Genomic DNA, 11629 nt, shown 5'->3' on the forward strand with positions numbered 1-11629 from the left:
CAAGCCCCGCCCCTTCATCCGCCGCCTGATCCGCGCGGTGCAATGGCTGGCCCTTGCTGCGGCGATTGCCGCGCTCGCCGTCCCGATGGGCGTCAACGTAGCGCCCGGGTTCTTCGCGCCACAGGAGACACCCGCTGCCCCGCTTCCCCCGTGGCAGCGCGCGCCGGAGCAGCTTTCGGCCACCCGCGGCGTCGAACCGCTGGATCCTGCCGCGCCCCTTCCCTTGCCCGGCAAGCTTGCCGCGCAGCTGGACGCTGCCCTGAAGCCGGACGGGGGCGGCAACTTCACCGCGGTGGTCCAGGACGCGCTGAGCGGCGACGTCCTTTACGAGCGCGACGGCGGCAAGAACCGGGTGCCCGCGTCCAACATGAAGCTGCTCACCGCCGTCGCCGCCCTACGGTCCATCGGCCCCGAGACCCGCTTCAGCACCCAGGTGCTGGCGGGCGCGAAGCCCTCCATCGTTGTGCTGCGCGGCGGCGGGGACGTGCTGCTGGCCGCCGGCCGGTCAGCCCCGGAAGAGGTGATGGGCCGGGCCGGGCTGGCGACCCTCGCCGCGGACACGATTGCGGCACTGGCGAAGCAGGGGGTCAAGGGTCCGCTGTCCGTGCAACTGGACGACTCCTTGTTCACGGGACCGGCGCTCAACCCGGCCTGGAGCCTTGAGGACGTCGACGCCGGGGAAACCGCCCCGCTGTTCCCGCTGGCGATGAACGGCGGCCGCGATGTCCCCGGAACGGTGGGCGGGCCGCGGCCGAAGGACGCCGCGCTCGACGCGGCGCAGGCATTCACGGCCAGGCTGAAAGCCGCAGGTGCAGCTGCGGGCATTACCGTCAGGACCGCCGTCGTGCGGGCCAAGGCGCACGCCGACGCCGAGGTGCTGGCCGCCGTCGAATCCGCCACCGTCCGCCAGCAGGTGGACCTCATGCTCGAGACGTCCGATAACTACCTCGCCGAGGTGCTGGGCCGCATGGCGTCGCTCGCGTCCGGCGGCGCCGGGTCCAACGACGGCGCCACTGCGGCCGTGCGGACGCAGCTTGGCCAGCTGGGAATCGACACCGTCTCGATGCGGCTCTCCGACGTGTCCGGGCTGTCGCTGGCGAACCGGGTGACCACTCGGCAGTTCGCCGAGGTGGTCCGGGCGATCACCTCGGGTCCGGATACCCGGCTCCGGGCCGCGCTCGCGGGATTCCCGGTGGCCGGCCTGACTGGAACCCTGGACGACCGCTACGTCGACGCCAGCACGGCAAGCGGGGCCGGACTGGTGCGGGCCAAGACGGGCACCTTGAACTCCGTCATCGCGCTGAGCGGCTATGTGGTGGACGCGGACGGCAGGCTCCTGGTGTTCTCCTTCATCGGCAACGGACTCACCCCGGGCGCGGCGGGGAACAAGGTGGCCCTGGACCGCGCGGCGTCCGCGCTGGCATCCTGCGGCTGCCGCTGATGCCCTGCGGCTGCCGCTGATGCCCTGCGGCTGCTCCGGGGCCCGGGCCAAACCTCCGCGTGCAGCGAACTTAAGGGACTGTTGTCAGGGGACTGTGTTCGAATGGGAAACATGGAGTCCCAGCAGCACGCCAATCCATCAAGCCCTGGTTCATCAAGCAAGGCGCAGTCACTGATCAACTGGGAGCTCGCCGCGTCCACGGCGGCCCGGCTCGCTCCGCCGGGCCCGGCCATGAGCCCGTCGGAGATCGGGCGCGCGGTGAACAGCCTGCGCCGCAGCGCTGACGTTTCCGTGCCGTATGTCCATGAGATCACCGGGCTGGAAGCCGCCCGGGACCTCCGCGACTCCCATGTCCTTGTGGTGGACCGTGCCTCCTGGTCCAAGGCAAACACGCAGAGCTTCGCCGTGATGTTGCAGCCCGCGCTGCAGCAGATGCTCGACTCCCGCCACGGCGTCACCCTGACTCCCGCGGCCGCGGCAACCAGCGGGGCGATCACCGGAAGCCAGCTCGGCGCCGTCCTCGCCTTCCTGTCCAGCAAGGTCCTGGGCCAGTACGATCCGTTCGCCGCGCTGGCCCCGGAGTCCAAGGCACCGCCCGGCGGCCGCCTGCTGCTGGTGGCGCCGAACATCATCTCCGTGGAACGCGAGCTCAACGTCGACCCCGACGATTTCCGCTTGTGGGTCTGCCTGCACGAACAGACGCACCGCGTGCAGTTCGCGGCCGCGCCGTGGCTTCGCGGCCACATGCTCGAGGAAATCGAGAAACTGAGCACCAACCTGCTGGGCAACGTCGATTCGCTCATGGAGCGTGCAAGCGCGGCGGCCCGGTCCCTGCGGGACCGCTCCGGCCCCGGGGACATCCCGCGCCGTGGAGCCATCCTGGACCTGCTGCAGAACCCCGAGGAGAAGGCCTCCCTTTCCCACCTCACGGCCGTCATGAGCCTGCTGGAGGGCCACGCCAATGTGGTGATGGACGCCGTCGACTCCTCCCTGATTCCTTCCGTGAAGACCATCCGGCAGCGCTTCAACGACCGCGGCAAGGACCGTGGCGTGATCGAGAAGTTCATCCGGAGCCTGCTGGGCCTGGACGCCAAGATGCGCCAGTACAGCGACGGCGCCAAGTTCGTCCGCGCGGTCGTGGCCGTCGTGGGGATGGAGGGCCTCAACAGGGTCTGGGAATCCGCCGAACACCTGCCCACCGAAGAGGAAATCCACGACGCCAAGCTGTGGCTTGAGCGGATGGGGCTGTGAACAGCGGGCCCGAGAATAACTGGCCCGTGAGCGCGGAAGGCAGGACATCAAGCGGCCGACGGCGGCCCGGCCGCCTCGCGCCGCTCGTCGGCAAGGCGCGCAACCACCTCCGGGAGGTGCTGGCAGCGGCTGGCTACCCGGAGCGGGTCCTCGTCGCCTGCAGCGGCGGCCCTGATTCCCTCGCGCTGGCCTCGGTGGCGGCGTACTTTGCCCGCCGCGGCAACGTGGACGGGCACCCGGTGTCCGTGGCCGCCGTCGTGGTGGACCATCAGCTCCAGGCAGGGTCCGCCGAGGTCGCCGCGGAAACCGTCGCTGCCCTGGAGGAATTGGGCCTCTCGCCGGTCCAACTGCGCAGTGTCGAGGTGGCTGCCACCGGTTTCGGACCCGAAGCCGCGGCACGCGATGCCCGGCATGCCGCCCTTGAGGCCGCGGCCGAAGACCTGGGCTGCGGTGCGATCCTGCTCGGCCACACCCTGGACGACCAGGCGGAACAGGTGCTCCTCGGCCTGGCCCGCGGTTCCGGAACCCGCTCCCTGGCCGGGATGCGCCCCGTGCGCGGCAGGCTGCTGCGCCCCTTCCTGGGCCTGCGCCGCGAAGAAACCGTTGAAATCTGTGCCATCGAACAGCTGGTTCCCTGGCACGATCCGCACAACACGGACCCTGCCTTCGCGCGCTCGCGGACCCGGGTGGAAGTGATGCCGGTGCTGGAGGAAAAGCTCGGGCCCGGAGTCGCCGAATCCCTCGCCCGCACCGCGGCCATCCTGCAGCAGGATGCCGATTTCCTCGAGGAGCTCGCCGCCGAACGCTACGCCGGGCTCGTGCACCGCACTGACGACGGCGTCTGGCTCCCGGAAGCCGCGCTAAGGGAGCTGCCGCCGGCGCTCAGGTTCCGGGTAATCGCCAAGGCGGCGGCCGACGTCGGGGGCCAGCAACCCGGGTACGGCCGCCTCCAGGCCGCCGAGGCTCTGCTGCGGAGGCAAGGCTCGGCAGGCCCGGTCCAGCTCCCGGGAAACGTCAGCGTGTACCGGCTCTCCCTTGCCGGGCAGGCGCAGGAGAAACTGGCCCGGGAGAAGCGGCCCGGGCAGCCTGACGTTCCCCGCGAAGGGGATGGCTGTGGGAAGCTAGTATTCCGGCATCACGAAACACCCCAACACTAGCCGCAGACCCGCATCAACACAGGAGCCATTGGTGGATTCAACCGACGTCCAGGCAGACCTCAAACACGTTCTCTACACCAAAGAGCAGATCCAGCAGCGGATCACAGAACTCGCAGCGCAGATTGACAAGGACTACGAGGGCCGTGAGCTCCTGATCGTGGGCGTCCTGAAGGGTGCCGTCATGGTCATGGCAGACCTCGCCCGTGCCCTGCACAGCCACGTCAGCATGGACTGGATGGCCGTGTCCTCCTACGGCTCCGGCACCCAGTCTTCAGGCGTGGTGCGCATCCTCAAGGACCTCGACACCGACCTCATGGGCAAGGACGTGCTCATCGTCGAGGACATCATCGATTCGGGCCTGACGCTCTCCTGGCTCAAGACCAACCTGGAGTCCCGCGGCACCTCTTCCGTGGAAATCTGCACCGCGTTCCGCAAGCCGGACGCCGCGAAGGTCGAACTGGACGTCAAGTACGTCGGCTACGACCTTCCCAATGAATTCGTGGTGGGCTACGGCCTCGACTACGCCGAGAAGTACCGCAACCTGGAGTTCGTGGGCACCCTGGCCCCGCACGTCTACGAGTAGAGACCACGCCACCGGGCATCCGGAAGGCATGAAGGCGGCTTCCCTTTCGGGGCGCCGCCTTCATTTATTTGCCCCCTTGTGCAACCCTGAAGCCCTGTTGTGCCCCGCGTGTGAGCGTGCAAGCACTTCGTGGGGGGATGCTCGCAAGCCAAAGGGGAGGCAAAATGAAAGACGAAACAACACGAGCCCAGGGCCGCGGCAAAGTCCGCGCCCTCCTGGCCGGAGGACTGGTCCTCGGTGTAGGTGCCACAGTGGTCCTCGCGGCCTGGAACGATTCCGAATTCGGCACGGGAACCTTTACCGCTGGCGCCTTCAACATGCAGGGCAGCACGGACGGCTCGGCGTTCTCGGACCATGCTTCGGCACCCGGCGCAACCCTGCCGTTCAGCGTCAACCCGGGCAACCTTGCCCCGGGGGACACGGTCTACGCGCCGTTTGCAGTGCGCCTTGCGGCGAACACCTCCACGGGTGCGACGGTAACCGTCAACGGCGCCACGGCCGGCGGCAGCAGCATAGCCAACCTGAGCTACCAGCTCCTCCAGACCACCACCTTCGGCTGCGATGCATCCACCACCGGAACGGACCTGGTCACCGCCGGAACCGCCCTCGGCGGCACGCTTAGCGGCGTGACCTTCGATCTCGACGCCGGTTCGCCGGCCACGGACCCCGGGGACCCGGTCTTCCTGTGCTTCAAGGTGACAGCTGGTGCCGGTCTCGTCCAGGGCCAGAGCGGCACCGCCACATGGGAGTTGTCGGCCGCTTCAACGTCCTGACCCGGGCGACTGGAAAAGACGATGACCGGACAGGCACCGGCCGGACACTTTCGGATGCGCCCACGCAGGACACCGCGCGCGATCCTGCTGCGTCTGCGCGCCCTGCTGGCAGGCGGCCTGGTGCTCGGCGTTGGCGCAACCATGACCCTTGCCGCGTGGAACGATTCCGAATTCTCCACCGGAACGTTCTCGGCGAGCTCCTTCGCGCTGCAGTCCTCCACGGATTCCGGCGGGGCGTGGCAGGAACACGGAACGTCGGCGACGGCGGCCACCATGTCCTTCGACGCCACCGGAATGTCACCCGGTTCGCTGAACTACGCCTCCATCTGGGTACGGACAACCTCGGGATCGCTGTCCGGGACGTTGGCGTTGCAGGGCGGCCAGCTGGTCCAAGGCGGCAACGCCGGACTGTTCGCCGCCTTCGATTACCGCGTGGTGCGGTACACCTCGGGCAGCTGTGACGCCAGCCAGTTCGGCGAGGCGGCCAGCTACATCGTGGGAACGTCGTCGTCGAAAGTTGCCCTGGGCACCGCCGGGAGCAGCACAGCGGTGGCGGCAAGTGCGGGAACCCCGGTGCGGTTCTGTTTCGAAATCACCATGAAGACCACCGCGGATAACTCCCTGCAGGGGACGAACAGCGGCGCCGTCTGGGAAATCAAGGGGACATCGGACTCATGACCCGCGAGGCGGCAGCACGGCACCTCCGCCGTGAAGAGGGCCGGCAGAACGGCCGACGGCGGCTCCGGCCCCGCCGGGCCCGTCCCCGGAGAGCTGCCGGCGTCGTACGGGAAGTCCTGCTGAACGTCGCCGCAGGCGGTGGGGCCCTGTGCATCCTGCTTACCCTCGCCGCTGTGCTCTTCCAGTTCTCCCTCATCATGTTCAAGACCGGGTCGATGGCGCCTGCCATTCCGGCCGGCTCGCTGGCGCTCGTGCGTGCGGTGCCCGTCGCGGAAGTCCGGGTGGGCGATATCGTCACCGTGGAACGCCAAGGGAAGCTGCCCGTCACGCACCGGGTCACCTCGGTCAGCCTCAACGATGACGGACACAGCGGAGTGCTGACCCTGAAGGGCGACGCCAACCCGGTGGAGGATCCTGCCCCGTACACCGCGTCCACGGTGCGCACGGTGCTTTGGTCCGCGCCGGGACTGGCCCAGTGGGTGGCCAAAGCCTCCAACCCGTTTGTGCTGGGGGGAGTCACGCTCGCCGTCGCGGGGCTGGTCACCTGGGTGCTGTGGCCCAGGGAAGAAGGGTCAAAGGAAGAAGCGCCCGGGGAAGCACAGCACCGTGAGGGGACGGCCGATGCTTAGGGGCGCATGGAAGGCCATCAGGCGCGCAGCGGGGGGACTTTGCCTGGCCCTGCTGCTTCCCTGTGCCGTTTCGGCCGTTGCGCTCGCCGAACCCGATCTTCTCCTGGAGAGCCGCGGCCGGGCGCCCGCCGTCCTGGTCCCGGGGTCCACCAGCAGTTGGGTCCTCGGAATCACCACCGAGGCGGTCAGGCCCAGTGATCTCTCGCTGCACCTCAGTGCCGCCGGCTCCCTGGTGGAAGCTGCTTCCAACGGGCCGGGGAACCTTCTCACCGTCGAGGTGAACGCGTGCCCCGTGCGCTGGTCCGCGGGCCACTGCCCGGAAGGTGCCAGGAAGGTGATCCCGCGGATGCCGATTGCTTCCCTTGACGGGACCGTCCACAGCCTTGCGGCCCCCGACGGCGGCATTCCGGCCGGCGTCGAGCTGTTGGCCAGGGTGACGCTGTCCCCGGCGGCGGGCAATGCCGTGCAAGGCCTCTCCGTCCGGCTGACCGCACGGGTCGACGCCGCAGGGGAGCCCCTTGCGGCGCCTCCGGACATGCAGGCCCCCGACGGCGGCCGTTCCCAAGGCGGCGTGCTGGCGGACACCGGTTTCCGGCTTGGTGGGCTTGCCCTGCTGGGCGCCGCCGCGGTGGCGGCCGGCGTAGTCACCGCCGCCTGGGCCCGCAGGTCAACGGCTCGCAGGTCAACGGCCCGGGCGGCAGGGAAGGCCGGGGCATGAGGACGCGTGCGGGCGTGCTCGCCGCCGTCGGGCTCGTGGTGGCGGCAGCGCTGGGACCTGCGGCATCAGGTTATGCAGAAGCCGTTTGGCAGGACGCGGACTTCGCGGGCGCAACCCTTTCCGCCACAACCCTCCCGGTACCGGTGGTTGACAGCTGTACCCTGACCACCGGCGGGGTCCAGAGCACGATGGTCGTGAACTGGCATTTCCCGAGCGGCACCTCCATGCAGGTCCCTGCGAACCTGGACGTCGAGGTCTCCGGCGGCGGGTTGCTTGATCCGGTGCTGGGCCCGCTGGTTCCAAACAGCCTCAACACCACCGGCTCAGGGCCCTCGTACACCACCACGGCGACAGTGGCGAGCCTGGGCCTTGGGAGCGTTGCCTATGAGGTTTCGCTGCGCTCGAAGCAGGGCGTCAACTGGGTCTCCGCCTGGGCTGTTGCGCGCGGCACCAAGCCGGCCCTCGGCTCTGCAAGCTGCGCGCCAAGCTGATCCGCGGGCACTTCCATGGTGTACGCCGAGAGGGAACTTTTGCCGCCAGCTATGCGTGAATTACTCGGAACGGTGTAAACCTAGAACTGTCGCAGCACCGCACGCGAATAGAACGCTGCGCCCTACAGCACTACCAGGAGGGACGGGGCCTGGCCCCGGAATAGATGAAAGCTAAGAATTTCTTCAAAGGCCCAGGCATCTGGATTGTTGTCGTGGTCGCCTTGCTCCTGGTGGCCTTCGCAACCTTGGCACCCGGCGGATCCACCCGGATCGACACCGACCGGGGCCTGGAACTCCTGGCCCAAAATGGCAAGGTGGAGCAGGCCAAGATCTTTGACGCCGAAAACCGCGTGGACCTGGTGCTTAAGGACAACCTGGTCATCGACGGCCAGGACAAGGGCAAGAACGTTCAGTTCTTCTACGTGAACCCGCGCGGTGCGGACGTCGTCAAGGCCGTGACCACCGCCAAGCCCAGCAAGGGCTTCACCGACCAGCCCGTCGAGAACAACTGGTTCTCCGGGCTGTTCTCCCTGCTGGTCCCCGTCTTGCTGCTCGGCGTGCTGTTCTGGTTCCTGCTCTCCCGCATGCAGGGAGGCGGCTCGAAGGTCATGCAGTTCGGCAAGTCCCGGGCCAAGATGATCAGCAAGGATATGCCGCAGGTGACCTTCGCCGATGTGGCCGGTGCCGACGAAGCCGTGGAGGAACTGCAGGAAATCAAGGAATTCCTTGCGGAACCGGCCAAGTTCCAGGCAGTGGGTGCCAAGATTCCCAAGGGCGTGCTGCTGTTCGGTCCTCCCGGTACCGGCAAGACCCTCCTGGCCCGTGCCGTCGCCGGCGAGGCCGGGGTGCCGTTCTTCTCCATCTCCGGTTCGGACTTCGTGGAAATGTTCGTCGGCGTGGGCGCCTCCCGCGTCCGCGACCTCTTCGAGCAGGCCAAGGCCAACAGCCCCGCCATCATCTTCGTTGACGAGATCGACGCCGTCGGCCGCCACCGCGGTGCCGGCATCGGCGGCGGCAACGACGAACGCGAACAGACCCTGAACCAGATGCTCGTTGAAATGGACGGCTTCGACGCCAAGACCAACGTCATCATGATCGCGGCCACGAACCGCCCGGACATCCTGGACCCGGCTCTCCTCCGTCCGGGCCGCTTCGACCGGCAGATCTCCGTCGACGCCCCGGACCGCCTAGGCCGCGAACACATCCTGCGGGTCCACTCCAAGGGCAAGCCGCTGGCTCCCGGGGTTGACCTGAACGCCGTCGCCAAGAAAACCCCGGGCTACACCGGTGCGGACCTTGCCAATGTGCTGAACGAGGCCGCCCTGCTGACCGCGCGCTCCAACGCGCAGCTCATTGACGACCGCGCCCTCGATGAAGGCATTGACCGCGTCATGGGCGGCCCGCAGAAGCGCAGCCGCGTCCAGAAGGAACACGACCGCAAGCTCACCGCTTACCACGAAGGCGGCCACGCCTTGGTGGCGGCGGCCCTGCACAACGCCCCGCCGGTCACGAAGGTGACCATCCTGCCCCGAGGCCGCGCCGGCGGCTACACCATGGTGGTGCCGGACGAGGACCCGCAGGGTTACACCCGCAACGAGTTGCTGGACCGCATGGCCTGGGCCATGGGGGGCCGTGTTGCCGAGGAAATCGTCTTCCACGACCCCACCACGGGTGCGTCCAACGACATCGAACAGGCCACCAGCACCGCGCGCCGGATGGTCACCGACCTCGGCATGAGCGAGAAGGTAGGCACCATCAAGGTCAGCGGCGGCGATTCCGATCCACTGACCGGCCGCGGCGGCTCCGGCTCCGCACCGATCATCTCGAACCAGCTGGCCGCACTCGTCGACGACGAAGTCCGCAGGCTCCTCGATGAAGCGCACGACGAGGCCTACCAGATCCTCACCGAAAACCGCGACATCCTGGACCAGATCGCCCTCGAACTGCTGGAACGCGAAACCATCAACCAGTACGACGTCGAACGCCTGACAGCTGGTGTCCGCAAGCCGGTCGTCCGTCCCATCTGGCTCTCGAAGGAGACCCGTCCGGTCCAGCACATCGCCCCGGTCCTGTCCTCCCGGGAACGCGCCCAGCTCGCTGCCGAGGCCGCCGCACGGGCAGCTGCCGGCGACGACGGCGAAGGCGAACTGCTGCCACCGGCACTGGCCCATCCAGCCGCGGAACGGCCGTATGACAGCGGGGTTCCCGGTCACGAGTCCCAGCGTCCCGCCGGTCACACAGAGCCCGAGGCGGGCACCGACGTCGTACATCACGGCTAAGCTTTCTGCTGTGACTCACATCGACGACGACGACTTCAGTGGTGCCTTCGGCGTGGTGTCCGCCGGTGAATCCGGCGGCTCCCACGGCCACGGCAAGCACTCCCACAAGGTGGACCGGCCCCGGATCGAGGCCGCTGTACGCGAGATCCTCCTCGCCATAGGGGAGGACCCGGACCGCGGCGGGCTCGCGGATACGCCCAAGCGCGTCGCCAAGGCGTACGCAGAAGTCTTTGCCGGGCTCCACCAGGATCCAGTGGACGTCCTGTCCACCACCTTCGACCTTGACCACGAGGAACTCGTCCTGGTCAAGGACATCCCCTTCTACTCCACCTGCGAGCACCACCTGGTGCCGTTCCACGGGGTGGCCCACGTCGGTTACATTCCGTCCCATGACGGCAGGGTGACCGGGCTGAGCAAACTTGCCCGCCTGGTGGACATCTTTGCCCGCCGCCCGCAGGTGCAGGAACGGCTGACCACCCAGATTGTCGAGGCCCTCGTAGAGCACCTCAGCCCCCGCGGCGCGATCGTCGTCATCGAATGCGAACACATGTGCATGTCCATGCGCGGCATCCGGAAACCCGGCGCGAAGACCGTCACCAGTGCGGTGCGCGGCCAGCTTCATGACCCGGCCACCCGCGCCGAAGCCATGAGCCTCATACTCGGAAGGTAATAGACCATGGATTCCCTCGCAGCAGCACCCGGAACCGGACCAGCCACCAACCCCCTGCCGATCCTCCGCAAACCACGTGCGGCGGCCCGCTTCGAGGACCTGCCGGCCGACCGCACCGTGGTCATGGGGATCCTGAACGTCACCCCGGATTCATTCAGCGACGGCGGCAAGCACCCGACGCCGGACACCGCCATCGCGCACGGCCTGCGGATGTTCTACGCCGGGGCGGACATCATCGACGTCGGCGGCGAATCCACCCGTCCGGGCGCCGAGACCGTCAGCCCCGAGGAGGAGCAGCGCCGGATCCTGCCGGTCATCCAGGCCCTGGTCAAGGCCGGCGCCCTGGTCAGCGTCGACACCACGCACACCTCCACCGCCGCAGCGGCCATCGACGCCGGAGCGAAGATCATCAACGACGTCTCCGGCCTCACCATAGAACCCGGCATGGCCGAACTCATCGCCGCCAGCAAGGTGATGTACGTCCTCACCCACCGCCGCGGCGACGCCGAAACCATGGACAGCCTGGCCGAATACGGCAGCGTGGTGGACGAGGTGGTCGAGGAACTGGAGGGGGTCCGCGGCAAGCTGTACGCCGCCGGAGTCGCGCCGGAGCAGATCATCGTGGACCCGGGCCTGGGCTTCTCCAAGAACGAGGCCCAGAACTGGGAACTCCTCAAGCACATCGGCAAGCTGGACTCGCTGGGCCACCCGATCCTCGTCGGAGCCTCCCGCAAGCGCTTCCTGGGCAGCCTGCTAACCGTCGCGGGAAAGGCAGCCGCCCCCGAAGAGCGGGACCATGCCACGGCAGCCATCACCGCGATCAGTGCCGCGCGGGGCATCTGGGGCGTACGCGTGCACGACGTCGGCCCCAGCCTTGATGCGGTGAAGGTCGCCGCGCGCGTCAGGCACTGAGCAGCGCATCCGGACTGCAGGTATCCGAACTGAACTAGGGGAAGCGT

12 protein-coding genes are annotated in these 11629 nt (G+C 68.2%); all 12 read left to right on the plus strand.

The features are described 5' to 3' along the window. The first annotated feature begins 85 nt into the window (after positions 1-85). Positions 86-1441 (plus strand): D-alanyl-D-alanine carboxypeptidase/D-alanyl-D-alanine endopeptidase, encoded by a 1356-nt coding sequence (gene dacB, locus ACN9M4_RS00790; RefSeq protein WP_426303569.1) that lies wholly within the window; start codon positions 86-88, stop codon positions 1439-1441. Between the two features lie 102 nt (positions 1442-1543). After that, entirely contained in the window at positions 1544-2692 is a 1149-nt protein-coding gene (locus tag ACN9M4_RS00795; RefSeq protein WP_426301439.1) for a zinc-dependent metalloprotease, read from the plus strand. 26 nt (positions 2693-2718) lie between these two features. Then, complete coding sequence (tilS, locus tag ACN9M4_RS00800; protein WP_426301441.1) at positions 2719-3849, plus strand: tRNA lysidine(34) synthetase TilS; 1131 nt, start codon at positions 2719-2721, stop codon at positions 3847-3849. Between the two features lie 31 nt (positions 3850-3880). After that, on the plus strand, positions 3881-4432 hold the full coding sequence (gene hpt, locus ACN9M4_RS00805; RefSeq protein WP_115788213.1) for a hypoxanthine phosphoribosyltransferase: 552 nt from the start codon (positions 3881-3883) through the stop codon (positions 4430-4432). Positions 4433-4596: 164 nt separating this feature from the next. Then, positions 4597-5205, plus strand: coding sequence for a SipW-dependent-type signal peptide-containing protein (locus tag ACN9M4_RS00810; protein WP_426301443.1), 609 nt, complete (start codon positions 4597-4599; stop codon positions 5203-5205). Between the two features lie 21 nt (positions 5206-5226). Then, positions 5227-5883, plus strand: coding sequence for a SipW-dependent-type signal peptide-containing protein (locus ACN9M4_RS00815; protein WP_426301445.1), 657 nt, complete (start codon positions 5227-5229; stop codon positions 5881-5883). Continuing rightward, positions 5880-6512 (plus strand): signal peptidase I, encoded by a 633-nt coding sequence (locus ACN9M4_RS00820; protein WP_426301447.1) that lies wholly within the window; start codon positions 5880-5882, stop codon positions 6510-6512. Before ACN9M4_RS00815 ends, ACN9M4_RS00820 begins: the two co-directional genes overlap by 4 nt. Beyond that, complete coding sequence (locus ACN9M4_RS00825) at positions 6505-7230, plus strand: hypothetical protein (protein WP_426301449.1); 726 nt, start codon at positions 6505-6507, stop codon at positions 7228-7230. The genes ACN9M4_RS00820 and ACN9M4_RS00825 overlap by 8 nt, the downstream gene beginning before the upstream one ends. After that, positions 7227-7721, plus strand: coding sequence for a hypothetical protein (locus ACN9M4_RS00830; protein WP_426301451.1), 495 nt, complete (start codon positions 7227-7229; stop codon positions 7719-7721). The genes ACN9M4_RS00825 and ACN9M4_RS00830 overlap by 4 nt, the downstream gene beginning before the upstream one ends. A 164-nt stretch (positions 7722-7885) precedes the next feature. Then, the gene (gene ftsH / locus ACN9M4_RS00835; protein ID WP_426301453.1) at positions 7886-10000 is read left to right on the plus strand and encodes an ATP-dependent zinc metalloprotease FtsH; all 2115 of its coding nucleotides are present in this window, start codon (positions 7886-7888) and stop codon (positions 9998-10000) included. Positions 10001-10010: 10 nt separating this feature from the next. Beyond that, entirely contained in the window at positions 10011-10670 is a 660-nt protein-coding gene (folE, locus tag ACN9M4_RS00840) for a GTP cyclohydrolase I FolE (RefSeq protein WP_426301455.1), read from the plus strand. Positions 10671-10676: 6 nt separating this feature from the next. Then, positions 10677-11582: a dihydropteroate synthase gene (gene folP, locus ACN9M4_RS00845; RefSeq protein WP_426301457.1), complete on the plus strand. Its 906-nt coding sequence runs from the start codon at positions 10677-10679 to the stop codon at positions 11580-11582. Positions 11583-11629: the final 47 nt, after the last annotated feature.

The sequence above is a fragment of the Arthrobacter sp. R-11 genome (genome assembly GCF_049913155.1).
Taxonomy (GTDB): Bacteria; Actinomycetota; Actinomycetes; order Actinomycetales; family Micrococcaceae; genus Arthrobacter.

What these genes read in the sequence shown, in the direction of transcription:
- dacB (WP_426303569.1), top strand. Translation starts at nt 86, where the DNA reads ATGGGCGTCAACGTAGCGCCCGGGTTCTTCGCGCCACAGGAGACACCC.
- ACN9M4_RS00795 (WP_426301439.1), top strand. Translation starts at nt 1,544, where the DNA reads ATGGGAAACATGGAGTCCCAGCAGCACGCCAATCCATCAAGCCCTGGT.
- ACN9M4_RS00810 (WP_426301443.1), top strand. Translation starts at nt 4,597, where the DNA reads ATGAAAGACGAAACAACACGAGCCCAGGGCCGCGGCAAAGTCCGCGCC.
- ACN9M4_RS00815 (WP_426301445.1), top strand. Translation starts at nt 5,227, where the DNA reads ATGACCGGACAGGCACCGGCCGGACACTTTCGGATGCGCCCACGCAGG.
- ACN9M4_RS00820 (WP_426301447.1), top strand. Translation starts at nt 5,880, where the DNA reads ATGACCCGCGAGGCGGCAGCACGGCACCTCCGCCGTGAAGAGGGCCGG.
- ACN9M4_RS00825 (WP_426301449.1), top strand. Translation starts at nt 6,505, where the DNA reads ATGCTTAGGGGCGCATGGAAGGCCATCAGGCGCGCAGCGGGGGGACTT.
- ACN9M4_RS00830 (WP_426301451.1), top strand. Translation starts at nt 7,227, where the DNA reads ATGAGGACGCGTGCGGGCGTGCTCGCCGCCGTCGGGCTCGTGGTGGCG.
- ftsH (WP_426301453.1), top strand. Translation starts at nt 7,886, where the DNA reads ATGAAAGCTAAGAATTTCTTCAAAGGCCCAGGCATCTGGATTGTTGTC.
- folP (WP_426301457.1), top strand. Translation starts at nt 10,677, where the DNA reads ATGGATTCCCTCGCAGCAGCACCCGGAACCGGACCAGCCACCAACCCC.